At 61.1% G+C, this 23,564-nt stretch carries 27 protein-coding genes and 1 pseudogene; 15 read left to right on the top strand and 13 right to left on the bottom strand.

Annotation, left to right across the window (positions count from 1 at the left end):
• The 7 genes from FFS21_RS28215 to FFS21_RS28180 all read left to right on the top strand — a co-directional run.
• Positions 1 to 288: SDR family oxidoreductase (locus tag FFS21_RS28215; protein WP_137927995.1), on the top strand; the 288-nt coding region annotated here is incomplete at its 5' end.
• Between the two features lie 234 nt (positions 289 to 522).
• Entirely contained in the window at positions 523 to 981 is a 459-nt protein-coding gene (locus FFS21_RS28210) for a DUF305 domain-containing protein (protein ID WP_137928000.1), read from the top strand.
• Positions 982 to 1,001: 20 nt separating this feature from the next.
• Positions 1,002 to 2,468: a YncE family protein gene (locus tag FFS21_RS28205; protein WP_171020515.1), complete on the top strand. Its 1,467-nt coding sequence runs from the start codon at positions 1,002 to 1,004 to the stop codon at positions 2,466 to 2,468.
• 71 nt (positions 2,469 to 2,539) lie between these two features.
• The gene (locus FFS21_RS28200) at positions 2,540 to 3,058 is read left to right on the top strand and encodes an RNA polymerase sigma factor (protein WP_237380860.1); all 519 of its coding nucleotides are present in this window, start codon (positions 2,540 to 2,542) and stop codon (positions 3,056 to 3,058) included.
• Complete coding sequence (locus tag FFS21_RS28195; RefSeq protein ID WP_137927994.1) at positions 3,055 to 3,849, top strand: anti-sigma factor family protein; 795 nt, start codon at positions 3,055 to 3,057, stop codon at positions 3,847 to 3,849. Before FFS21_RS28200 ends, FFS21_RS28195 begins: the two co-directional genes overlap by 4 nt.
• Positions 3,850 to 4,277: 428 nt before the next feature.
• The gene (locus FFS21_RS32310) at positions 4,278 to 5,309 is read left to right on the top strand and encodes a VOC family protein (RefSeq protein ID WP_212745277.1); all 1,032 of its coding nucleotides are present in this window, start codon (positions 4,278 to 4,280) and stop codon (positions 5,307 to 5,309) included.
• Positions 5,310 to 5,328: 19 nt separating this feature from the next.
• Positions 5,329 to 5,742, top strand: coding sequence for a putative quinol monooxygenase (locus FFS21_RS28180; RefSeq protein WP_137927993.1), 414 nt, complete (start codon positions 5,329 to 5,331; stop codon positions 5,740 to 5,742).
• A gap of 35 nt (positions 5,743 to 5,777) precedes the next feature.
• On the opposite strand, the gene FFS21_RS28175 is transcribed toward FFS21_RS28180, so the two are convergent.
• The gene (locus FFS21_RS28175; protein ID WP_137927992.1) at positions 5,778 to 6,671 is read right to left on the bottom strand and encodes an alpha/beta hydrolase; all 894 of its coding nucleotides are present in this window, start codon (positions 6,669 to 6,671) and stop codon (positions 5,778 to 5,780) included.
• 86 nt (positions 6,672 to 6,757) lie between these two features.
• Positions 6,758 to 6,859 (bottom strand): annotated as a pseudogene (locus FFS21_RS32630) (SDR family NAD(P)-dependent oxidoreductase); the annotation flags it as partial.
• A gap of 279 nt (positions 6,860 to 7,138) precedes the next feature.
• Here FFS21_RS32630 and FFS21_RS28165 point away from each other — a divergent pair.
• Positions 7,139 to 7,657, top strand: a complete 519-nt coding sequence (locus FFS21_RS28165) for a DUF1269 domain-containing protein (RefSeq protein ID WP_137927990.1) — start codon at positions 7,139 to 7,141, stop codon at positions 7,655 to 7,657.
• A gap of 729 nt (positions 7,658 to 8,386) precedes the next feature.
• Here the strand turns inward: FFS21_RS28165 and FFS21_RS28160 are convergent.
• Genes FFS21_RS28160 through FFS21_RS28150 form a run of 3 tightly spaced genes read right to left on the bottom strand, consistent with a single transcriptional unit; the run spans position 8,387 to position 10,820 of the window.
• The gene (locus FFS21_RS28160) at positions 8,387 to 9,235 is read right to left on the bottom strand and encodes an SDR family oxidoreductase (protein WP_137927989.1); all 849 of its coding nucleotides are present in this window, start codon (positions 9,233 to 9,235) and stop codon (positions 8,387 to 8,389) included.
• 41 nt (positions 9,236 to 9,276) lie between these two features.
• A complete protein-coding gene (locus FFS21_RS28155; protein WP_137927988.1) occupies positions 9,277 to 10,038 on the bottom strand; it encodes an SDR family NAD(P)-dependent oxidoreductase in 762 nt (253 codons plus the stop codon).
• Between the two features lie 41 nt (positions 10,039 to 10,079).
• Positions 10,080 to 10,820: an SDR family oxidoreductase gene (locus tag FFS21_RS28150; RefSeq protein ID WP_137927987.1), complete on the bottom strand. Its 741-nt coding sequence runs from the start codon at positions 10,818 to 10,820 to the stop codon at positions 10,080 to 10,082.
• 283 nt (positions 10,821 to 11,103) lie between these two features.
• Between FFS21_RS28150 and FFS21_RS28145 the strand changes: the two genes are divergently transcribed.
• The gene (locus FFS21_RS28145; RefSeq protein ID WP_137927996.1) at positions 11,104 to 11,997 is read left to right on the top strand and encodes an AraC family transcriptional regulator; all 894 of its coding nucleotides are present in this window, start codon (positions 11,104 to 11,106) and stop codon (positions 11,995 to 11,997) included.
• 7 nt (positions 11,998 to 12,004) lie between these two features.
• Here the strand turns inward: FFS21_RS28145 and FFS21_RS28140 are convergent, their stop codons facing one another.
• Genes FFS21_RS28140 through FFS21_RS28130 form a run of 3 tightly spaced genes read right to left on the bottom strand, consistent with a single transcriptional unit; the run spans position 12,005 to position 13,812 of the window.
• Entirely contained in the window at positions 12,005 to 12,931 is a 927-nt protein-coding gene (locus FFS21_RS28140) for an NADP-dependent oxidoreductase (protein WP_137927986.1), read from the bottom strand.
• Positions 12,931 to 13,359, bottom strand: a complete 429-nt coding sequence (locus tag FFS21_RS28135) for a nuclear transport factor 2 family protein (RefSeq protein WP_137927985.1) — start codon at positions 13,357 to 13,359, stop codon at positions 12,931 to 12,933. Before FFS21_RS28135 ends, FFS21_RS28140 begins: the two co-directional genes overlap by 1 nt.
• A 21-nt stretch (positions 13,360 to 13,380) precedes the next feature.
• Complete coding sequence (locus FFS21_RS28130; protein ID WP_137927984.1) at positions 13,381 to 13,812, bottom strand: DoxX family protein; 432 nt, start codon at positions 13,810 to 13,812, stop codon at positions 13,381 to 13,383.
• A 101-nt stretch (positions 13,813 to 13,913) separates the two neighbouring features.
• On the opposite strand from FFS21_RS28130, the gene FFS21_RS28125 reads away from it, so the two are divergent.
• Positions 13,914 to 14,816: a LysR family transcriptional regulator gene (locus tag FFS21_RS28125; RefSeq protein WP_137927983.1), complete on the top strand. Its 903-nt coding sequence runs from the start codon at positions 13,914 to 13,916 to the stop codon at positions 14,814 to 14,816.
• A gap of 105 nt (positions 14,817 to 14,921) precedes the next feature.
• On the opposite strand, the gene FFS21_RS28120 is transcribed toward FFS21_RS28125, so the two are convergent.
• Positions 14,922 to 15,299, bottom strand: a complete 378-nt coding sequence (locus FFS21_RS28120) for a VOC family protein (RefSeq protein ID WP_137927982.1) — start codon at positions 15,297 to 15,299, stop codon at positions 14,922 to 14,924.
• Between the two features lie 4 nt (positions 15,300 to 15,303).
• Positions 15,304 to 16,383 (bottom strand): zinc-binding dehydrogenase, encoded by a 1,080-nt coding sequence (locus tag FFS21_RS28115; protein WP_137927981.1) that lies wholly within the window; start codon positions 16,381 to 16,383, stop codon positions 15,304 to 15,306.
• A 102-nt stretch (positions 16,384 to 16,485) separates the two neighbouring features.
• On the opposite strand from FFS21_RS28115, the gene FFS21_RS28110 reads away from it, so the two are divergent.
• A complete protein-coding gene (locus tag FFS21_RS28110) occupies positions 16,486 to 17,427 on the top strand; it encodes an AraC family transcriptional regulator (RefSeq protein ID WP_137927980.1) in 942 nt (313 codons plus the stop codon).
• A 51-nt stretch (positions 17,428 to 17,478) separates the two neighbouring features.
• Here FFS21_RS28110 and FFS21_RS28105 read toward each other — a convergent pair whose 3' ends face one another.
• From FFS21_RS28105 to FFS21_RS28095, 3 genes are all read right to left on the bottom strand, one after another.
• The gene (locus tag FFS21_RS28105) at positions 17,479 to 18,243 is read right to left on the bottom strand and encodes a sulfite exporter TauE/SafE family protein (protein ID WP_137927979.1); all 765 of its coding nucleotides are present in this window, start codon (positions 18,241 to 18,243) and stop codon (positions 17,479 to 17,481) included.
• Between the two features lie 105 nt (positions 18,244 to 18,348).
• The gene (locus FFS21_RS28100) at positions 18,349 to 19,092 is read right to left on the bottom strand and encodes a helix-turn-helix domain-containing protein (RefSeq protein WP_137927978.1); all 744 of its coding nucleotides are present in this window, start codon (positions 19,090 to 19,092) and stop codon (positions 18,349 to 18,351) included.
• On the bottom strand, positions 19,093 to 19,755 hold the full coding sequence (locus FFS21_RS28095; protein WP_171020513.1) for a LysR substrate-binding domain-containing protein: 663 nt from the start codon (positions 19,753 to 19,755) through the stop codon (positions 19,093 to 19,095).
• Positions 19,756 to 19,846: 91 nt separating this feature from the next.
• On the opposite strand from FFS21_RS28095, the gene FFS21_RS28090 reads away from it, so the two are divergent.
• From FFS21_RS28090 to FFS21_RS28075, 4 genes are all read left to right on the top strand, one after another.
• A complete protein-coding gene (locus FFS21_RS28090) occupies positions 19,847 to 20,245 on the top strand; it encodes an aldolase/citrate lyase family protein (RefSeq protein WP_171020512.1) in 399 nt (132 codons plus the stop codon).
• A 106-nt stretch (positions 20,246 to 20,351) separates the two neighbouring features.
• Positions 20,352 to 21,017, top strand: coding sequence for a GbsR/MarR family transcriptional regulator (locus tag FFS21_RS28085; protein WP_137927975.1), 666 nt, complete (start codon positions 20,352 to 20,354; stop codon positions 21,015 to 21,017).
• Between the two features lie 3 nt (positions 21,018 to 21,020).
• On the top strand, positions 21,021 to 22,400 hold the full coding sequence (locus tag FFS21_RS28080; protein WP_137927974.1) for a cytochrome ubiquinol oxidase subunit I: 1,380 nt from the start codon (positions 21,021 to 21,023) through the stop codon (positions 22,398 to 22,400).
• Positions 22,397 to 23,434, top strand: a complete 1,038-nt coding sequence (locus tag FFS21_RS28075) for a cytochrome d ubiquinol oxidase subunit II (RefSeq protein ID WP_137927973.1) — start codon at positions 22,397 to 22,399, stop codon at positions 23,432 to 23,434. Before FFS21_RS28080 ends, FFS21_RS28075 begins: the two co-directional genes overlap by 4 nt.
• Positions 23,435 to 23,564: the final 130 nt, after the last annotated feature.

Genomic DNA, 23,564 nt, shown 5'->3' with positions numbered 1-23,564 from the left:
GCCATCCGGGCCTTCGCGCGTAGCTGGATTCTGGACCTGAAGGATCGCGGCATTCGCGTCAACACGATCAGCCCGGGGGCGACGCGCACGCCTGGTCTTGTGGAGCTGGCCGGTCCGGATGCCGCGCAACAGCAGGGTCTGCTGGACTACCTCGCATCGCGCATCCCGATGGGCCGCGTGGGAGAACCCTCGGAAATCGCCGGAGCCGCCCTCTTCCTGGCTTCGGACGATGCAAGCTTTGTGAACGGCGCCGAACTGTTCGTGGACGGCGGCCAGGCCCAAGTCTGAAGCCAGCCGGCAAGCGACCGCGGCAACTGCCGATGGTCGCTTGCCTTCCATCTCGTTGATGTTGCGTTGGCAACACTCCGCTCGCGCCATGGATTGGATCTGGCGGACGGCCAACGCGGCAACTCCCCTCCCTCCTTCGCCCTCCATTCCGACTTTCGCAAAATTGATTGCGGGGTCGGGAATATTCGGACGGGCTCCAGCGTCTACCTCGGACATCTCCAAGCAGGTATTCACATGTTCACACCTCCTCGTAGTGCTCCATTCAAGCGATCGGTAACGCGCATCGCCCTCGCCGCAGCCCTCATTGGCGCCTCGATGGCTGCCACCGCTGCAGGATCTGCAGGACAAACGGACTCCGAAAAATTCGTTGCCGAGAACGAAGCGGCCATGACCAAGATGATGGATGGAATGTCGGCAGCACCTACTGGCGATGTCGATCGCGATTTTGTCGCAATGATGATTCCCCATCATCAAGGCGCGATCGAGATGGCCATGTCCGAACTGCGATATGGCAAGAACGAACAGCTTCGGCGCATTGCACAGGAAATCATCGTCGATCAACTGCAGGAGATCGCGGCCATGCGCATCGCCCTGGGGCAGCCGGTGCCGCCATCGGCACCGGCACCCACCCAACCCGCAGCCCCATCGGCGGTATCGGGTACTGCCATCCACAACCACTCACACATGCACTGAACAAGGCGGAGAAAACAAGAATGAAAATCAAACGACATGCCCTCGTTGTGGCGTACATGGCATGCGCCATGGGTAGTGCGCTCGCCGGGCAGGCACCAGGCGCCAGCGCCGAGCGAGACATTCCCATCAGCCATCGGGACAGGATCTACGCCGCGGAACAATTCTCGAACACGGTCTCCGTGACGGACCCTGTGGACAACAGGCTGCTCGGCGTTATCCGTCTCGGCGACCCAGCACCGGGCAACTTCAGTCCGCTTTACCGTGGGCAGGTTCTGGTGCACGGCATGGGCTTCTCGCCTGACCATCGCACGCTCGCCGTGGTCTCGATCGGCTCGAACTCCGTGACGTTCATCGACACGGCAACGAATGCGGTCAAGCATGTGACCTACGTCGGCCGGTCACCGCATGAGGCATTCTTCACGCCGGACGGCAAGGAAGTGTGGGTGACGGTTCGCGGCGAGAACTATGTCTCGGTCATCGATGCCAAGACGTTCCAGGAAAAGCAACGCATCACCGTGGCTGACGGCCCGGGCATGCAGATCTTTTCCCCCGACGGCAAGTACGGCTACGTCTGCTCGTCGTTCAATCCTGAAACGGCGGTGATCAGCGTGGCCGATCACAAGATCGTCGGCAAGGTGAAGCAGGAGAGTCCGTTCTGTCCGAACATTGCAGCGACGGCCGACGGCAAGCAGGTGTGGTTCACGCTGAAGGATATTGGCAAGACGCAGGTGTTCGACGCGCGACCGCCCTTCACCCTCCTGAAGACCATCGATACCGGACCTATCACCAATCACGTGAATTTCGCCCAGATCGCGAATGGCACGTTTGCGTATATCACCGTGGGTGGCCTCAACCAGGTCAAGGTCTTCCGTACCGATGATTTTTCGCAAGTTGCCACAATTCCCGTCGGGAAACTGCCGCACGGTGTCTGGCCGTCGGGCGACGGCACCCGCATCTACGTAGGTCTGGAGAACGCCGACCAGTTGGCTGCGATCGATACCGCGACGAACCGCGTCGTCGCCAATGTACCGATCGGACAGGCACCGCAGGCCATCGCTTACGTGCCCAACGCCGTACCCGAAGGCGATGGCACGCAAGGGCTGCAGAAGCTTGGCGTTGCCGGCAATACCACGCAACTGACCCTGCTCTCCGTTGCCAATGGACGACCGACTCCCAGCGATAACCCACCGACCAGCGTGACGCTGTTCGATCAGGGCCTGCTGCAAGTGGTACAGGCTTCCGCGACCGGTCTTGAGCCGAAGCATCCCTATGTGCTGGCCTTGGCGAACCAACCCGATGGCAGCGGGACACTGGAGCCAATTGCCACGTTCATGACGAACCCCGCCGGATCGGCAATCGTCAACGCCATCGGCCCCATCCGACAGGTGGTGCAGACCGATAGTGCACCGGGTACCCGGCGATTCCTCGTCATTGCCCCGTCCGTTGACGGCAAGGCCACTGCACCCGTCCAGGTGCAGCGTATGTAAGGCATTGCGGCCGCTCCAGTTGGGGCGGCCGCATCTGAGACGCAGATCATTCCGGATTCGCCGTGAACGAGATGTTCCAACAAGTCGAGCCAATGATTCCCGCATTGCGCCGATATGCCCGTGCGCTGATGAAAGAGCGCGACGCGGCGGACGACCTCGTACAAGACTGCCTTGAACGAGTGATCACGCACTGGGACGACCGCCGCTCGTCGGGCGACACTCGGAGTTGGGTATTTGCCATCCTCCACAACCTGGCCATGAGCGCCTTGCGAAAAAACACCACTGCCGGTATTCGGCAGGTTGCCATCGAGGATGTTGCGGAATCCCTCTCGACCCGCGCCACGCAGGAGGACGGCCTGATCTATCAGGATCTGCTCGATGCCGTGGACACCATCCCCCCTGAGCAACGCAGCGTGCTACTGCTTGTCTCGCTGGAGGATATGTCATACGCCGAGGTGGCAAAGACGCTCGACATTCCGGTTGGCACGGTGATGTCTCGGCTGTCCCGCGCACGGGACAGGTTGGTACGGCTGCTCGGCGGCGCGCGGCAGCATGCCGGGCCGGCTGCCACGCTACGGAGGGTGAAATGAACGAGATTCGTCCGATCCAGGAAGAAGAGCTTCTCGCATACGTTGACAATGCGCTCGATGCCGAGCGGCGCAAGGAGATCGACGCGTATCTCGTCGCCAATCCTCCGGTGGCAGCGCGAGTCGACAAGTATCTCGCGCATCGGCAGGCATTGCGCGATGCATACGATCCCGTGTTGCAGGAACCCATCCCGCTTTCGTTGAATCTTGGACACATGCTCGCGGCGCGGCGCAGACGCGTCGACAAGCCGTGGCGCATGGCTGCCGCCGTCCTGGTCGCGCTTTGCATCGGCGGCGCAGGCGGCTGGTACGGCAACGAAAGCCGCAATGACCCCTACGCAAGCGGCATTGCGTCACTGGCGCGGGAAGCTACCGCCAGTTTCCAGGTGTATGCGCAGGACCCCGATCGGCCCGTCGAATTCGATGCGGCAAGCGGCCCTGAACTGACGCGGTGGGTCTCTTCGAGACTGAATCGAACCGTGCAGATCCCCGATCTGAGAAACGCGGGATACCGGTACATGGGTGGTCGGCTTGTGGCCACCGAACACGGGCCTGCGGGTCTGTTCATCTATGACGACGCGCATGGCGGACGTCTGGCAATGCTGGTGCGCACAATGGCGATCGATCGCGACACCCCGATGCGTCCGCATCAGGAAGATGGCGTGTCCGGATATTCCTGGGCCGACAAAGGACTGGGTTATTCAGTGGTCGCATCTGCTTCCACCACGGGCTTGCATCCGCTTGCCGACGAAATGCGCAGACAGGTCCGTGCCGAGCACGGTCCTGTCCTTTAAAGCGCAATTCCGTTAAATCTTCGGAATAAATCGACAGACATCGGCGTCTATCTGACAAGTCCATCGAATCCGATGTGCCGCGATCTCAAACCATTATTGGAGTCGAATCATGAAGACGAACCACACCCTGCGCAACGTTATCGCTACCCGTGGCCTTGTCGTCGCCAGGTAAAGCAAGTTCGTCTTTGAGCCATGGAACCTGCAAACAGATCATTCCTGAAGTGCGACGTTCATGCGTGCGCATGGATTGTCCATGCCATCGAACAGTTTAAATTCAGCACGCTTGACGCAACCATTCATCACTGCCGCTTGAATACTGCCAGTCGTCTTGCGGGAGTGATCGGAGTTATTCCGCAAAGCTGCATTTCAGGAATGCATGTTTCGGTGGTGCCTGATCGCTCGGTATGCTGCCAACACAACGCGACTGCATGTCGGCCCGGCAGCAACCCGACAGCAGCATGACTTTTCTTATACACAACGTTATGAAAGCAATGAAAATGGCGATGATCGCCGCCGCCGTCTCCCTCGACGCCTCCGCCCAGACGCTTGCCACGCCACAGCATGTGCCGGCTCCGGTTATCGACGCGTTGCAGGTATCGGCAATCGACCACGTGGGCATGAACGTTCCGGACATTGACGCGGCCGTGCAATTCTTCTCCGACCTGATCGGTGCGCGGGTGATTGCCGACGCGCGACCCGAAGGCATTCCCGCAGAATGGAAGACGCAGTTTCGCTGGCACCAGTCCAGCGAGTTGAAGCGCTTCATCATGCTTCAGTTGACCGGTGGTCCGAAGGTGGAGCTGTTCCAGTACGCGGGGCACGAGATCAATTCCACACAACCACATGAGGACGACATTGGCGCGACCCATGTAGCCCTCAGGACGAAGGACATCGCGCGCAGTCTTGCAATCGTGAAAGCGCGCGGGCTGAAAGTACTCAATGAACCGATCACGAATGCCGATGGCGTGCAGTGGTTCTACTTCCTCACGCCATGGGGCTCGCAAATCGAGCTCGTGTCCTTTAGCGACCAATACACCGCGACATCACCGCACCAAGCAACGGGGGCATCGACCATGAACACTTCTCTCTCATCTTCCGCATCCGTCGACCTGAGCGCTGTGCAACGCCTCATCGACCAGCACTTCGAAATCTGGAACGCGCCGGTGTCGGCGGAGACCATCCCCAAGTTCGCCCAGATCTACACCGCCGATGTCTTCGTTGCCGACGAGGGCGGGAAGGCCGTCGGCTACGAAGAGGTGGCCAAGCTGATCCGAAAGGTGCAGTCCAGTCACGCAGGGTTTGTGTTCACGCCCGATCCGGTGACGTGGAATCATGGGCTGGGACGCGTAACGTGGGGCTATGGGCCGCGAAGCCATCCTGACGCGGTCCGTGGAGAGGACATCTTCACGATCGAAGACGGCAAGGTTTCCAGCGCGCGTGTGTTCCTTGACAAGAAGTAATCTGACACAGGATTCAACGATGACCACCCCTATCGACACTCCCAGCTATAGCGACCAATTCCCGGATCACGGCCAATCTCCCGCAGATCACGACAAGAATCTGGCTACCGGCATCGTCGTCAGTGCGTACTACCGAGTCCACCCGGACGATCGGCAAACTTTCATCGATGCGGTTATCCCGGACATGGTGGCTGCTCGCAAGATGCCGGGATGCATCTACTACGCCTTCTCACCGGATCTGACCGACCCCAACACTTTTCATCTGGTGGAAGGCTGGGAAAACGAAGCCGCCTACGAGCGTCACGAGCAGGCGGCGACCTTTCTGGCCGCACTGGCGACAGTGGTCCGGAATGTCCGCATTCTCGATCGGCAGGGCGTGCGCTACGACGTTGCGAAACAGCACATCGATGACCCTCGGGAAAAGGTGGCTTGACGTCACGACAGGATCCGGATGCGGGCTGAGGCCCGCTACAGCGTGCCGTACAGACGCCGCAGCCCGCGGCTGAGGGCTGCTCCCATGATCGTTTCGTGGCTCTCTTCCGGATAGACATGCGACTCGACAGAGAACTGGTCGCTCTGCCAGCGCCGCAGGATCTGCTCCATCGTGAACATGTCGCCGGGGAAGTCGATGTTCCCCAATATGGCGCGCAGCACTTCCCGGACGTCCTCAGGCACGGGCGCGCTGAATTGCTGACTGAAGCGGGCGCGATGCTCGAGTTCGCCGACGCACATGTAGAGGCGGGCCACGGGCGCCGGACGCGACTCGACGATCCGCGCGGCAGCATCGAGCAACGCACGCCCGTTCCACCACAGCGACGGGCTGACTGCGAGATATCGGCGAAAGGCATCAGGACGATGCAACAGTGCATAAAGGACAAACAGGCCGCCAAATGACTGCCCGGTCAGCGTCGCATCATCGGTATCGATGGGGAACGCTTCGGCCAGTGCGGGTCTGAGTTCGTCTGCCAGGAACGCGAGGAACGCATCAGCTCCGCCCGTCCTGGCGACTCCCGGCATCCCGAGAAGTGCTGGCGTCACCGGCTCGAACGCGGGCCATGACGTTGTCAGTTCCCGGTTCCGCCTGAGCATGAAAGGGGGATTCGCATCGAGCGGATAACCCACGCTCACGCCATAGAGCAGAGGTAAGTCCAGTCCGACGGCACAGCTCCTGAGCGTGCTGATGAGTGTGCCTGCGCTCAACTCCGCATCCGTCGCTATCACTAACCCCGCGCGCTCATCTGCCGACGGTATCCGGTTCGGCGTCACGCATACACGCAATATGTCATCGATGCCTCGTGGCCGGACCAGCCAAACTTCCGAGCCGGCCAGCAAGACATCCTGATGTTTCTCGATGATTTCCATACCCTGGCGACGGCCGCTTAAATTTGTGCCATGACGCCATCGACAAACCGCTCGATGCCGTTCACAAAACTTGCCGCATCGGATGCAACCTGCGCCCCCTGCGCAGCAAGCTGCTTGGCGGCAGCGAGGCCAATGCCCGTTGTACCACCTGTGATCAGCGCGATTTTTCCCTCGAGTTGCTTTGTCATGTTCGATGCCTAGGGCGTGAGCTATTTCAATTGAGGAAGCGTAACATCTATCGGTCAAATTAGTTGCTCGAGCAGTTCCTCCCCAGCGCTCCGCCGGCATCTCTCCCACATAGCTCGCACGATGGCGCGAATATGCGCGCAGGCGGCGAGGTTGGGTCCGCAGTGCACGCCGTCCTGTCACCGTGCAAATGGGAAAGCCTCGTCTCGAGCGATCTCCCACACTGGATGCTCGCCTCGACATCATCCTGATGCGGGGATCACGCCCACCGGAGGCCCATCATGACTCAGCAAGACCCCGTCGTCGCAGTATTCCCCACCCATGCAGCCGCCGACGATGCTATCAAGGTGCTCGGCAAACACGGCGTTGACTTGAAGACGCTATCGATCATCGGCCAAGGCTACCATTCGGAAGAACATGCCATCGGCTTCTACAGCGTGGGAGATCGCATCCGTTCCTGGGGTACCACAGGTGCATTCTGGGGCGGCATCTGGGGCCTGCTGTTGGCGCCTGCCCTGTTCGTTATTCCGGGCGTTGGCACGGTCGCGCTGGCCGGTCCCGTGGTTGCGGCACTGGTCTCGGCGCTCGAAGGCGTGGTGATCGGTGGCGGCATCAGCGCGCTCGGTGCGGCGCTGGCAGAATTCGGCGTGCCCAAGGACGATGTGGTCAAGTACGAAACGGCCATCAGAGCCAATGAATTCGTGCTGCTTGTACAAGGCACCGACGACGAGCGCACACGCGTTCGTGCGCTTCTCGATGGGCTGGCCGCGGCGCCCGCCGCCACACCGGCAGCCGCCTGACACCGGTACTCCCCCAGCCATATGCCAGGAACCTGCTCTTGCGAGGGCAACGGCACATAGACCAAGCAAGCTCTCACGCGTGTTTGAGCTCGTTCAAGTGCGACAAGGAGAAGGCCGGTCTTCCTACTTCGCTCCACGAATTCCCGCTACAGCGTCAGGAGGCGAGCGGCGCGGTGCGCAGCTCGCCTCCTTTTTTGCCGACCATGGCCGGATACTGTGAGACGTGACAGTTATTCCTGTCCCATCTCAAAGTTAATGGGAAGCCCGACCTAGATAAATCAAGGAGTTGCTGAGCGCCGTCGCAAACTACCTGGGTCGAAATCTCACAGTTAGTGGGTAAAAGGGGCGGTCCGTCTCACAGTATGTGGGTACAATGGGACGGCTAGCGGACGGCAGGCCGGAAGTCGTTCCAGCCGCAGAAGTGGTCCGGGCTTATCGTCGAAGCCAAACGACAGGTTCCGATTGGGCACGCTCCGAGGCGGGGCGGCGTGGTGAATAGAGGGGCTCCTCCCGGCCAGTTTGAGACATATCCCAACGTTCTTCGAATGTCCCATCTTGACCGAAGCTGCCATTACGGGCCTGAGTGGACACACTACCGGCGGGCATTCACGTGAAATCGCCATGAAAAAAGGCCCAACAGTGGGCCTGATGTCACTCTCATAACCCTCGTTGAGCTTTGGGCTTTATAGGAAAAGAGTCCCGGCAAAGCCGGGACCCATTCACTATCGATCAGTCTGCAAAGTCGGTAGCCTCGGACGAGCCCTTCCAGGTGTCGAGATTCTTTGCAACAGCATTAGCTTTCGCAGCCGCAAGTTCATTGGCGATCTTGCCGGCGAACAGATGCAACGGCGCCGATTCGACCGAAGCGGCCTGCATGATCAGGAGGGCGAGCTTGTCAGGATCGCCGGCCTGATGGCCATGCAGAGTGTCGAGATGCAGGTCCAGCGAAGCCTTGGCCTCCGAGTAGTCGTCGATCTGTCGCCTGGCCACTGCGAGCGCACCGTTCGACAGAAAGTCCGTGCGCACAGGCCCCGGATAGACCACCGTTGCTCGGATGCCCAGCTCCGCGACTTCCGCCGCCAGGGATTCCGTCAACCCTGACAGCGCGAACTTGCTGGCGACGTAGCTGCCCCAGCCAGCATATCCGCCTTGGTAGCCTACGATGGACGAGATGTTGATGATGTGACCGCTGCGCTGGCGGCGAAGGTGCGGCAGCGCATGCCGTAGCACAGCCATCGGCGCGAAGAAGTTGACCTCGAAATTGCGGCGCAACTCGTCGTCCGACAGCGCCTCGACCGTGCCCTGCTGGGCATAGCCGGCATTGTTGACGACCACGTTGATCACGCCGAACCATTGCACGGTCTTTTCAACAGCCGCCTGGACACTACGGTCGCTGGTCAGGTCAACTTCCAAAGGTAGAAAGCGGTCGGATGCCCCACCAAACGTCTTCGTCAGCGATGCGGCTGTGCGGGACGTTGCCGCTACCCGGTGGCCTTGCTCTAGCAAGTGGGCAACGAGTTTCTGACCGACGCCCTTCGACGCGCCTGTGATGAACCATGTACGAGATGCTTGTTTCATGATGCAGATTCCTTCAGATAGATGTGCGGCTAAGACGTTGATCAAGGCAGGGCCACGCTCATGCCACCGTCGGCCATGACCACGGCGCCGACGATAAAGCTGGCCTTTTCCGATGCGAGGAAGGCGATCACCTCGGCGATTTCCTTTGGCTGTGCCGCGCGGCGGATCGGTGCCTTCTTGCCATGCTCGGCAAGGAAGGCCTGGCCGTCCGCATGGATGTGGTTGGTAATGTTGGTGATGACATCGCCGGACCCCACCGCATTCACGCGAATGCCGTGTTCGATGGCTTCCAGAGAGAGCGCCCGCGTCAACTGAGCAAGTGCGCCCTTGGACGCCGCATACGCTGCGATGAGCGGAAAGGCCTGATAGCAGGCGTAAGACCCCACGTTGACGATGGCCCCCGTCTTTGCCGGCAGCATGGCGCGCATGGCTTCCCGCGAGAACAGGAAAGCGCCCGTGGCATTAACGGCTTGGATGCCATTCCAGTCTTCCAGCGACATATCCACCAGCGGCTTGTTGATGATGACCGCCGCGTTGTTGACAAGGATGTCGAGCTTGCCAAAGCGGTCGATTGCCGTGGTAACGGCCTGCACGGCGCTTTCCTCTCGCGCCACATCGGCAACGACAGGAACGATGCCAGGTCGCGCCAGCGCTTCAACGTTGCTGCTGCGCCCAACGGCAATCACATTCGCCCCTTCGGCGTGAAGCAGTTCGGTGGTGGCCAGGCCGATGCCACTGGCTGCACCGGTGACGATGGCGACCTTGCCTGCGAAGGCGCCGCTTGCCGTGTTTCGTGATGTCATGATGTTCTCCTGATTGGTTTGGGTCCCGCGTGCTGGATGGATCAGAACGGGCTGGCGGTGGGCCGTACGACGATCTCGCTGACGTCGACTTCGGCGGGCTGCTCCACCGCATAGGCGATGGCACGAGCGATCGCGTCAGGGGTGATAGCGATACGGCGGAACTCCTGCATCGCACTACGCGCGGTGTCGTCAGAGATCGAATCGGCCAGTTCGGACTCCACGACGCCGGGGCAGATCACTGTCACGCGAATCTTGTCGGTCTCCTGGCGCAGCCCATCAGAGATGGCACGCACGGCGAACTTGGTAGCGCAGTACACCGCGGCAGTAGGCGACACGGAAAGTCCGCCAATTGAGGAAATATTGATGATCTGGCCCAGCGCTTGCGCTTCCATCGTCGGCAGCACGGCGGCAATGCCATGCAGCACGCCACGAATGTTCACGTCAATCATCCGGTTCCATTCGCCGACCTTCAGCGCGTTGAGCGGCGAAAGCGGCATCACGCCCGCGTTGTTGACCAGGACGTCGATGCGACCGAAGGCATCGAGCGCGAACCGGGCGAATGCCGCCACGTCGTCGGCCGAGGTCACGTCGAGCTCGCGGTAACGAACCACGCCGCCGGAGGCTTCGATCGATGCCGCCAACTCGGCGAGCCGGTCGGCCCGGCGTGCACCGATCACGAGCCGGTGTCCTTGCGCGGCGAGCAGGCGAGCGGCGCCCTCGCCGATGCCGCTGCTGGCGCCGGTGATCAGAATGACTTTCGATTTGTTGATTGCGTTTGCCATGTTGCATACTCCTATCGTTGGTTCGGATCTGGCCGCGGAGGTCGGCGCTTGATTTGGCGCGCTCTGCAGTCACGTTTCGGCCTTCAATGAAGCGGTATGGTTCGTCGGCCGGTGAATGAATGATAGGGATGACCTGTCTGCAGGCGAATACACGGACCGATGCCGTTGTTGCCTATTCCTATTGATCCGACTGGTACGGTGTGCAAGACGCGGCTAGAATGGCGGCTGCAGGCAAACAACAGGAGGCTTTGTGTCCAAGGTCCGCTCCCCCGCTTCCGTCAAGATGGTTCGGTTGATCGAGAAACTGGCGCCCAACGAGGGCTACACGCAGTCGACGCTCGACAGCGTGCGGCTGATGCGTTCCGACCGGCCCCTCGGGCGCACACCGGTGCTGTACGAGCCAAGCATCGTGATCGTGTGCCAGGGCCGCAAGCTTGGCTTTCTGGGCAATGAGGTCTATGTCTACGACGCGCAGCACTATCTTGTACTGTCGGTACCGCTGCCGTTTTCCACGGAAACCCAGGCTTCGCCAGAGGAACCCATGCTGGCGGTGTCCATCCGTCTGGACCTCCTCGAACTCAGCGAACTGATCACGCAAATCGGTGCAGCAGGAGATCTGCCTGAAGAGCCACCCAACGGCATGGTGTCTACGAAGCTGGACGAGAATCTGGCCGGTGCAACCGTCAGGTTGCTGGAGGCATTGACCGTGCAGATGGATGCCCGGATTCTGGGTCCGGGCCTGGTGCGGGAAATCTGCTACCGCGTGTTGACGGGGGCACAGGGAGGCGCGATGCGTGCCGCTCTCGCTCACCACGGGCGCTTCGGCCGCGTCGCGAGAGCGCTGAAGCGCATCCATGCAGATTATGCGGCGCCCCTGAACGTGTCACGCCTGGCTCAAGAGGCCGGCATGAGCGTGCCAGCGTTTCACGCCAACTTCCGCACGGTGACCCAGACGTCGCCAATCCAGTACATCAAGTCCACCCGCCTTCACCAGGCGCGCCTGATGATGATTCGGGACGGCGTCACTGCGGCGGCCGCAGCGGGACGCGTCGGGTACGAAAGCACCTCGCAGTTCAGCAGGGAGTTCAAGCGTCTGTTTGGGCGAACGCCGGTTGAGGAGGCACGCGACATGCGCGAGTCTTTCACCCTGTCACCGGCGGTTCGCTTTGGCGCCTAGGCGCACTCTACTGGGCCACGGCCACAACGACCTTGCCTTTCACGTGGCCGCCCTTGCTGTGGTCGAGCGCCTGGCTAACGTCTGTGAGCGCGAAAACCGAATCGATATGGGTACGCAGATCGCCCGATGCATGGAGCGTAGCCAGTTTCTCGAGCTGGGGCGCGTCGCTACGCGTAGCGAAATGTCTGCCGGTCGCCTGCGTCCCTTTGGCTCGACCTGCGTCGGGCCTCGCCACCGTCGACACCAGTGTGCCGCCCGGCTTCAGCACCGACCATGAACGCTCCTGAGTTTCACCGCCAATCAGGTCGAGCACGAGGTCCAATCCCGAGACACGCGCGGCGAAATCCTCGGTGCGGTAGTCAATAAAGGCATCGGCGCCGAGGCTTGCCACATATTCGCGGCTCTGGGCTGAGCCGGTGCCGATGACGTGGGCGCCGGCCAACTTGGCAAGCTGCGCGGCCGCCGTGCCTACGCCGCCTGCGGCACCGTGAATCAGGACCGACTGCCCGGCTTGCAAGCCCCCATGCTCGTGGAGTGCCTGCCATGCCGTCAGCGTTGCAGCGGGAATCGCCGCGGCTTCCGCGAAAGTCAAGGACGCAGGCTTGCGCGCCAGGCGGGTGGACTCAACGATGGCGCGCGTGGCGAAAGCCCCGACAATGCCGATGAACCCCATCACTTCATCGCCCGGCTTCAGTGTTGTGACGTTGCGCCCCACGGCGATGACGGTCCCTGCAGCATCTACCCCAGGGGTGAAAGGCAACGGCAGTGGAATAAACGCCCGCATGGCGCCGCTGACGATCTTCCAGTCAATGGGATTCACCGATGCCGCGGCAACGTCGATCAAGACTTCGTTGTCGCCCGGTACGGGGTCGTCCGCCTCGACCAGCGTCATGCCGCTGGGGCTGCCGTAGGCAGTTAGTTGGATGGCTTTCATCAGATGCTCCTGGAAGCGACGCCCACTACAGGAGCGTCAAGGGCAAGGGCTGCCTGAACCGGGTCGAAATACTCGCGTAGGTGCACGATGCGACCGTCGCGGGCTGTCAGAAACACGACATACTCCTGGCGGTAGGTGCGGCCGGTCGCCGCGATCAGGCCCTCCCCCCGCACCCGAGCAATTGCCTGCTGCGGATCGTCCGTCGCAGTCACGATGGCATCGGAGAAGCGAAAGTTCCTGACCGCCCCCACGAACCACTTCGCATGCCGCAGCACAGATTCACGTCCTTCGAGTTTCAGCGGATGACCCAGGCTGGGTGCGTACGGCAGATCCCAGACGATGCTGTCGGCGATCAGTTCCTGCCATTGCTCCGGCTTGTCTACCAGGAACTGGAGGTGTTGCTCCAGAAGCGTTGTGGCAATGCTCATGATGTCTTCTCCTGCGATGTATCAGGCGGCAACGCGCTTGGCCGGCGCGCGACGGTTGTCCACGCTGAAGGCCCCGGGGCCGAACGCGACCACCTGCAAGAGACCACCGGCCATTGCCAGGTTCTTCAGGAAATGGAACATCTGGTTCTGGTCAGCGAGCGCGTGGTGAAAGATCAGCGCGGTCACGACAGCGTAGGCAGCAAGGAGGAGAGCAACCACGCGCGCCTTGTAGCCAATGACCAGGAGCGCGGCACCCGCCAGTTCCAGCACAAGTGCGCCAATCAGTCCGAGCGCTGGCGCGGGCAGACCCAACGATCCGATATAGGCCATCGTCGCGCCAGGGGCCATCAGCTTGCCGAAGCCGCTGATGAAGAAAATGACAGCGATGAGGGTGCGGCCAACGGCGGGGATTGCGGAGTGTTCGTTCAGCGAGGTGTTCAGGTTCGAGTTCATCGTGTTCATCCTTTCAAAGAGTGGATGAACGAAGAGTAGAGACTTGACACCCATCAAGATAGCCTATATTTCTAGATGCAATCCATCTACTACTTAGATATATGCTCGATGCCGTCTCGCTGGACCAGCTTCGTACCTTCATCGCGGCCGCCGACGAAGGCAGTTTCTCCGCCGCCGGCCGCAAACTCCGGCGAGCGCAATCCGTGGTCAGCCATACGCTGGCCAACCTGGAGGGCCAGATCGGCGTGCAGCTTTTCGATCGCACCGGACGTTATCCGAGGCTGACGGACGAAGGATCGGCCTTACTTGCACAGGCGCGACTGGTGGTGGGTGGGATGGACGGGTTCAAGGCCAAGGCGCGGACAATTTCCGACGGACTCGAGCCAGAGCTTTCCGTCGTGGTGGACGTCATGTATCCAATGACATCACTGACAGACGCGGTCGGCGCATTCCGAAGCGAGTTTCCGCACACACCATTACGCCTTTACGTCGAAGCGCTGGGCGCTGTCATGCAGCCGGTACTCGCCCAGACATGCCGGCTCGGAATCAGCGGCTCGATGCCATCGGTCCCAGAAATTCTCGATGCCGAGAAATTGCTGGATGTGCCAATGATTACGGTCACTGCCTCGTCCCATCCCCTGGCGTCAAAGAATCGGATCCTCCGGCCGGTGGATCTCAAGGAGCACGTCCAACTCGTGCTGACGGACCGCACGACCCTCACAGAAGGCACCACTTTCGGTGTTTTCTCTCCCCAGATATGGCGCCTTGCCGATCTGGGCGCCAAGCACGCATTCTTGCGCGCTGGCTTTGGATGGGGCCATATGCCGCTAGCAATGGTTCAAGATGACCTGGATTCTGGGAAGCTCGTGGCCTTGCGGCTCGAAGCGTTCCAGCCACATACGCCGCCCATCGCCATGTTTGCAGTTTTTAGGAAGGACACACCGCCCGGGCCTGCTGGAAGGTGGTTTCTCAAGCGCCTCAGAGGCGCAGGCGACACCCACTAACGAGCGTCAACCGGGGGAGGCTATGTCTCCTAGTCATCCGCTTTTTTGGCCAGACGCAGTAACGACATGACGGACCGAGAGGAGCCGCTATCAGGGAGGAGTGGTTCATTCAGCCGATAACTTGAGCTCCGGCTCGTAGTATTCGACTACGAGTCCATCCGGGTGGCGCGCGGTGAAGTTCCTGCCTCCAATCGCGTCACACGGCTCGTGCAAGATCTCGGCCCCTGCCCCGTGCACCTCACGAAAAGCACTATCGAGCGAGTCGACGACGAATGCGACCTGAGCATCTCGCACTGGTGCCAACGCTGTCTCGTTGCCGGCCAGCAAGATCACGCCATTGACTACGGCCACTTCTATGCCAATGGCATCAAGCCGCAGGCGCATTTCGCACTCGGCATGCTGGATAATCTCGTAGAACGATACGGTGGCGTCGAGTGCGTCCGGTGCAACATAGAGTCGCTGCATTCTCTTCAGGATCTTCATGAGTTCACTCCGCGTGGTGATCCATCACCACGCATTCGAAATTGCTGGAGGTTGCTGCAGCATCCATTGCCTCGGGGAGCGCGGCGAGGGGAAACACAATCGGCCGAATCGGGGTCATGTCGAGAAGCCCGGCGCGCACAAGGTCAAACAGGCGTCCGTATGCGTCCCTCGGATACATGAACTGGCCGAGAATTTCCCAGCCGTTCAGCATCAATTCTGTATAGGGAACGGGCAATGGCACTGTCATGCTGCCCATCAACACGAGCCGACCGCCCTTTCTGAGGCTGCGCAGCGCAGCCATCGTGATGTTCGGGTCGCCGGCGTTACCGACCATGTCGAACGCAAGGTGGGCGCCGCCACCACATGCGTGACGGATGGCATCGGCATCGCTCGCCACATCTCCCGTCGCCACCACACGTACGACACGGCCCGGCGCCAGTTGACATATGGCGTCGAGCGATTCCGCTCGTCTCCCAACAGCGATTACCCGCCCCGCCCCCATTGCAAGCGCGACCATCACGGCTCCGGTGCCATATGCCCCCGCCGCGCCTGAAACGACGACGGTGTCGCCTGCTGCGAGCCTCCCGCGCAAGAGGCCACCAAACGGCACGATGCACCGCATCGTCAGCGCGATATCGAACGCATCGAGCTTCGACATCTCGCCGGCAGGAGTTACCGCGCTCGCCGGGAACGACGCGTACTCCGCCAGCGTGCCATCCGGCCAATCCGCTTGCATACGGTGCGCCGTGGGGCCGTTGGCCGTGACCCCCAGCAGTATCTCGGCCGGATTCTGTACGTTCTCCTGCGCGACAAAGTGCGACGACAGCACGACGCGTTGCCCGGGTTGCAAATGCCAGACCCCGGAGCCGACGCTATGCACGATGCCAGCGCCATTGCCGCCCGGAATGAATGGGCGGTCTGGCGTGTGGTAGATCGGCAGATTGCCTGCCACGTAGTCCTTCATATAGGACATCAGCGACGATGCCTCGATCCTCACCACTACCCCGCCGGGGCGCGCTTCAGGGATGGGTAGATCGGTCAGGCTCAGCGCACCACCGAGGCGCTCGAGTTGCCATGCTTTCATCGGATTCGACCTCATTCATTGGACGGAACACATGAATGATCGTGCCGACTGGAGTGCGTCGCTATAATAAAAAAGACCGATTTAATTCTCGATCGTACAAATATGGACGCATTATCGGACGTGCTCTCAATGTTGCGGGTGAGCTCCGCGTTGTCGTCCCGCTTCGAGGGCACCGGGGCGTGGGCGTTCCGGTTTCCTGCCTACCGTCACGTCAAGTTCGGTGGGGTGCTGGAAGGCCGCTTCTTCCTGTGGGTTGAAGGCAGCAAGGAGCCGCTCGCGCTCGAGAAGGGAGACTTCTATATGCTCACGGACGGGCAGCCGTTCTGTTCGGCGAGTGATCCACGGCTGCCGCCGCAGGATGGCCCAGCCACCTATCGGACGATTCGCGGTGCCGACGGGGTCGTGCGATATCAGGGGATTGGCGACGAGGCCGCTCCCGTCAGCCTTGCCAGCGGACGTTTTACCTTCGACAGCGACGTGACAGATCTCCTTCTGACGCATCTTCCGCCGCTCATCCATCTGCGCGCCTCCGACCTTGGCACGCACTCGCTATCCAGCGTTCTGGAACTGCTGAAGTGGGAGACCAGTGCCCGCCACGCTGGCGGAGATATCGCCCGCAGCAGCCTGGCGGCACTCGTACTTGTGCACGTGCTGCGCATGTACCTCGCATCGAGTCACCGGCCCGAGGGATGGCTGGGTGCATTGGCCGATCCAAAAATCGGTGCTGCGCTATCGCTGATGCATGCGCAGCCGGGCGAACGATGGACCGTCGAGGGCCTCGCACAGGCAGTAGCCATGTCGCGGACGGCATTTGCATCTCGGTTCCGGGGACACGTGGGCAAACCACCGCTCGACTACCTCGCCCAATGGCGCATGACAATTGCGCGTTCCGCACTCCGACATTCCGACGAACCATTGACCGACATAGCGGAGCGCATTGGCTACCTGTCCGACACAGCATTCAGCATCGCCTTCAAGCGCCACACCGGGCTGAGCCCTGGTCGCTTCCGAGCGGACTCGCGCACTTCGGCATCAGCCGGATGATGGCGCGAAGCCGATGCATATCCATTTTTGTACAGTGCCGCCGTGCCCCAGTCACCACCAGTATCGACGCGCGTAGATCAAGCTCATCAGTGCTCCCGCCACGATCACGAACTGTCGGACACGATGCGACGGCAAGACCCGCACTAGCATGCCACCACCGTAACCGCCAGCGAGTGCACCGGCCAGCATCGTCAGTGTCTCTGGCCATCGCACTGCGCCCTGCGCGATAAATATCAGCGTTGCGCTCAGCGACACGCAGGTTGCCATCAGGTTCTTCAGCGCTTTGACAGCCCGCAGATCGCCTGGCTCCGTGACCGTCAGCATCGCCGTGAGGATGACGCCAAGGCCTGCTCCAAAGAAGCCGCCGTAGACACAGACGACGCCGAGAAGGACAGCGCCGGGACCGCCGGCCAGCATTCTCCCGGCGTCGGGGCGGTTCGCCACCCATCGATTAATGCCTGGTGACAGCGCAAACAGTAGTGTGGCTGCCGCAATCAGTGCCGGGATGGGTATCGTAAAAAGCCGCTCTGGCAACTGCGTCAACACAATCGCACCGATCAGTCCACCGAGCACCGCGACAGCGATACACGTCATCGCACGCCCGGTCATCGCCGGCAGCTTCTCCCTGTCTGCCAATGCCGCAATCAAATGCCCCGGCGAGATGGCGACGGCATTGGACGCATTGGCGATGATGGCGGGCAGGCCTGCCGCCAGCATCGCCGGAAATGTGATCAGCGTGGCGCCGCCCGCCAGCGCATTGACCAATCCGCCAGCGACGCCAGCAGCAAACAGCAGAGTGGTCGTGGTGACTTGCATGCCTGCCTCCTCGATGTAGAAACGATCTCGAAGAATGGCAGCCCTACGGGAGCGTGTCTGGAACGGATGTGACCGGCAACAGGCTGGGAGAGAGAAATCGGCGACTCAGGTAGCTCGGTATTGTCCCGGCGTTGTGCCAAATACGCCGCGAAAGCAGCGGGTTAGATGGCTCTGATCGGCAAAACCGGTCTCGGCTGCAACAGTCGCGGGTGACATGCCGTCCCGCAGGAGGTTCCGCGCGCGGTTTAGCCTTGCGAGAAGTCGGAATGCGTGCGGGCCGACGCCAAGCTCTCGCGAGACACGGCGACTGAAACCTTCCCGGCTCCAGCCAAGATCCTCGGCGAGGCCGCCAATGGTGCCCTTCGCGTCGATCAGGTAATCACGCAGTGGCTCGTGACCATTGCCACACGTCGCCCTGGACGACACTCGCTTTGGCATTTCGCCGATGAGCGTTGCAAGCAGCCTGGCGTCAAACGTCCCTCCATCGATCAAGCCAGGAACGGCATCGAACGTGCAGTAGTCGCATCCCATCGACAGCGGGCGAAGATAGACGTTGAGGCATTCAACTTCAACATCAGGCACCCTTACGGACTTGTGCACCACACCCGCCGCTATATATAGAACCAGCCCCTCCCGCACACTCACCTGCTCTTCGCCGATCAGAAACTGCCGGCAGCCACGCGAAACGAAGACTAACTGGTCCTCATCATGGAAGTGAGATCGCAACGCCGGCGGCGTCGAGCCGGGCCACAGCGCGGTCTCTATCGCCGACCCGATATCCATCTGCCGGTAGCGCCATCCAGCCTGACGGCGTCGCTCTGCCTTGGTATGTGATTCTCCGGTTGCCATCTATGTCCTCAGCGCACCTTCTACAAAATTCCTCACGAACAGCGAACGATCACCGCGTCGCCAGGCTAACGAGAGTTCCACAGAAGCGGCCACATCGCTCAATTCCCGGAACACCACACCTGTATTCTTGAGTTCGCGCATGCATGCCGGGACCAATGCCACGCCAAGCCCCGCCGCGACAAAATGAATGATCGATGCGATCTGCGGCGCAATCTGGCCGAGTCGCGGCTCGAATCCCGCGGCCCGGCAGGCGGCAAAGATCGTATCGTACATCGCCGACCCGTACTGGCGAGGAAACGTGATGAACTCATCGACGGCCAGATCGGCCAATTTCAATCGTCTACCACGCGCATTTGCATGAGCTGACGGCAGTACCGCGACAAGCGGCTCCTCCGACAGCAAGCGGAACTGGATATCCCGAGCCAGTGATTCGCCAGGTCTCAGAAACGCCGCGTCGAGACGATGATTCTCCAGATCTGCTATCAACGATGCCGTATTCGCTTCGTCCATCTGCACTTCGACAGCGGGATAGGCGCGCCGGTATGCACGAATCGCGGCGGTCACAACGGGGCTGAATCCCGACGACGCCGTAAACCCCACCCTGAGGACGCCGAGCTCTCCACGCGCAGCGCGACGTGCCGCATGCCCCGCTTCTTCCGCCATGGCTGGCATCCGTCGGACGACCTCTCGAAACGCAAGTCCGGCAGCCGTCAGTTCCACGCCTTGAGGTATCCGGTGGCGTTTCAGCAATGCCGTGAAAGTGGCCACGGACAGATTGATTGTCGATTTAGAGGACGCCGTTGCGCCAGGTGACAAGGATCGCGCGCGAGCCATCGTCGTGGATACGTTGCAGTCCCGTGCATGCGGACTGCCAACCGCCGTACGGATCAACAGCCTGGGTTCTCGTGCCGCCCTCGCCGACCTGACTGCGTTGCTCGAGCGCGGCCCGTTCCCTGACGCACTTCTGATTCCGAAGGTGGAATCTCCCACGCACATCGAGATCGTGGATGGTCTGCTCCATGAAGCCGGGGCCCATACCATGATCGTGGCTCTGATCGAGAGTGCATGTGGCATCGAGGCGGTCTACGAAACGCTCCGTGTCGGCCGTCGTCTCATCGCGGCGATGACAAAACTCAATAACTGTGAGACGTGACAATTCCAGTCCCAGCGACAAACCGCCACACCCACCCCTGCCCCCCGCACGCTTGCATCGTTTTTGTTTTAAACTTTCACAACTTTCTGAAAATTCAAAACATACAATGCAGCTCTCGCCCCTGATCCAGCGCTTTGTCCTCCACTTCGGTGAGATGGGCAGCCGCTGGGGGATCAACCGGACGGTTGGTCAGATTTACGCCTTGCTCTTCACTGCGGCGCGCCCCCTCAACGCCGACGAAATTGCCGAAGCGCTTGGGTTTTCCCGCTCGAACGTCAGCATCGGACTCAAGGAACTGGAGTCGTGGAATCTTGTGCGGCTATCGCACCAGCCCGGTGACCGTCGCGAGTATTTCTCCGCGCCCGATGATGTCTGGGCGATTTTCCGGACGCTGGCCGAGGAGCGCCGCCGGCGCGAGATCGATCCCACGTTGTCGATGCTGCGCGAGGTGCAGCTCGAAACCCCGCTTTCCGACGATGACCGTCACGCGCAGGCCCGCATGAAAGAGATGTACGGGCTGATCCTGCTCGTCACCACATGGTTTGGTGACACGCAGAAACTCGACACGGCCACGCTGGAAAAACTGATGCGCCTGGGCTCGCGCGTCACCAAGCTGCTCGACGTCAAGGACCGGCTGACTTCCGCTATTGGCATGGGCTCTGCAAAGACCCCCGCAGGCACCAAGACCAAGGCGACCGAGTCCACCGCAAAAACCACGCGTCCGGCCAGCAAGACCACCCCCGCAAAACCTGCCCGATCCCGCAAGGAGTAGTCCGTGTTTGCAAGTGTCGACCCGGTGATACTGGCGCGCATCCAGTTCGCCGCGAATATCACATTCCACATCCTGTTCCCGACCATCAGCATCTCTCTGGCCTGGGTCCTGCTGTTCTTCAAGCTGCGCTACAACAAGACCGGCGATGAAAGCTGGATGAACGCGTATCGCGTCTGGGTCAAGATTTTTGCGCTGACCTTTGCGCTGGGCGTGGTCAGCGGCATCACCATGAGTTTCCAGTTCGGCACCAACTGGCCTGGCTATATGGAAACCGTCGGCAACATCGCCGGGCCGCTGCTGGCCTACGAGGTGCTGACCGCGTTCTTCCTCGAAGCCACCTTCCTCGGCATCATGCTGTTCGGCATGCGACGCGTGAGCAACCGCGTGCACACCATCGCCACGCTGTTGGTGGCAGGCGGCACCACGCTCTCCGCGTTCTGGATTCTCGCGCTGAACTCGTGGATGCAGACCCCGGCCGGCTTCGAGATGATCGATGGCCGCGCGCATGTGACGAGCTGGCTTGAGGTGATTTTCAATCCGTCGTTCCCGTACCGGCTCGTGCATATGCTGCTGGCGTCGGGCCTGACCGTGGCCTTCCTCGTCGCGGGTATCTCGGCGTGGCGCTGGTTGCGTAACGACCGCAGCCGCGATGTGATGCACGGCCTGCGCACCGGCGTGACGCTCGCTGCGATCCTGATTCCGCTGCAGATCGTGGCCGGTGATTTGCACGGGCTGAATACGCTGCATCATCAACCGGCCAAGATCGCCGCGATGGAAGGGATCTGGAAGACCGAGAAAGGCGCGCCCGCCGTGCTGTTCGGCCTGCCCAATGCCCGTACGCAATCGAACGATTTCGAGATCGCGATTCCGAAGCTGGCATCGATCTACCTCACGCACAAGGTGGATGGCGAGATCCTCGGCATCGACGCCTTCCCGGATCGACATCCTCCCGTGGCCCCGTTGTTCTTTGCCTTCCGCATCATGGTGGGTGTGGGTCTGCTGATGCTGGCCGTGTCGTGGCTCGGTGCCTGGCGGTTGCGGCGGAACGGGGCGCCGTCGAAATGGCTGGCGCGCGTGCTGGTAGCGATGACGTTCTCCGGCTGGATCGCTTTGGTAGCGGGCTGGTATGTCACCGAGATCGGCCGACAGCCCTACCTCGTCTATGGCGTGCTGACCACCGCGCAGGCCGCTTCGAAGGTGCCTGCCACGATGATCGGCAGCACGCTGGCGATGTACCTCTCGCTCTATCTGCTGCTGATCGTTGCGTACATCTCCGTGGTGTTCCATCTGGCACGCAAGGCGGGCAAGAACGGTGACCCCTCCGCGCCAGTCATCGAAGCCCCGCAACCCGTCATTCCCGGCCAACCCAGGAGCGCATCATGAATCCGGCCACCATTCCTGACCTGAGCCAGCCGGCCGGCTGGCTGCCGCTGGTGTTCCTCGCACTGATGGGCCTGTCGATGCTGATCTACGTGATCCTCGACGGCTATGACCTGGGCGTAGGCGTGCTGCTGCGCCGCGCCGACGATGCGGACAAGGACACGATGATCGCGTCGATTGGTCCGTTCTGGGACGCCAATGAAACGTGGCTCGTCCTTGGCGTGGGCCTGTTGCTCACGGCCTTCCCGCTCGCGCATGGCGTGATCCTGACGCAGCTCTACCTGCCCGTCGCGCTGATGCTGGCCGGGCTGATCATTCGCGGCGTGGCATTCGATTTCCGCGTCAAGGCGCGCGATCCGCACAAGCCGTGGTGGAACTTCGCGTTCTATGCGGGATCGCTGCTGGCGAGCTTCTCGCAAGGATTGATGCTGGGTCTCTACATCACTGGCTTCCGCTACGACTTGCCGAACCTGTTGTTCGCCGTGGCCGTGGGCCTGTGTCTCGTGGCGGGCTACTGTCAGTTGGGTGCTTCGTGGTTGATCATGAAGACTACGGGCGCGCTCCAACTGCGTGCAATCTACTGGGCACGCCGCAGCCTGTGGATCACGGCGGCCGGTGTTGCTGCGATTTCCATCGTCACGCCGATGGTCAGCGCGCGCATCTTCGAGAAATGGTTCACGCTGCCGAACATCATCCTGCTGGCGCCGATCCCGCTGCTGACGATGGCGCTGTTCCTCGTCATCGAGCGATTCCTGCGCAAGCTGCGTGATTTCCATGCACGCGGCAACGACCGCTGGTGCTGGGTGCCGTTTGCAGGCACCGCCGTGATCTTCCTGATGGCGTTCAATGGATTGGCGTACAGCCTGTTTCCGTACCTCGTGGTGGATCGCATCGACATCTGGCAGGCGGCAAGTGCGCCGGAATCGCTGATGGTGATCCTGATCGGTGCCGCGGTGGTGCTGCCGACGATTCTTGGATATACGGCGTATGCATATCGGGTGTTCTGGGGGAAGGCTACGGATTTGCGGTACGACTGATTTCCGCTGCCGCTTGACGGGCCTGTCAGGAATTTTGTGTGTAGGGCATAACATGTCGTTAAGGAGCATGTATGCCACGCAAACCGAAAGCCCCATTGCGGGACTTGCTCGCCATCCCGAAGGAATTGAT

Source organism: Cupriavidus sp. 2SB, assembly GCF_005503625.1.
Taxonomy (GTDB): Bacteria; Pseudomonadota; Gammaproteobacteria; order Burkholderiales; family Burkholderiaceae; genus Cupriavidus.
This window is presented reverse-complemented; position numbering and strand designations above follow the sequence as displayed.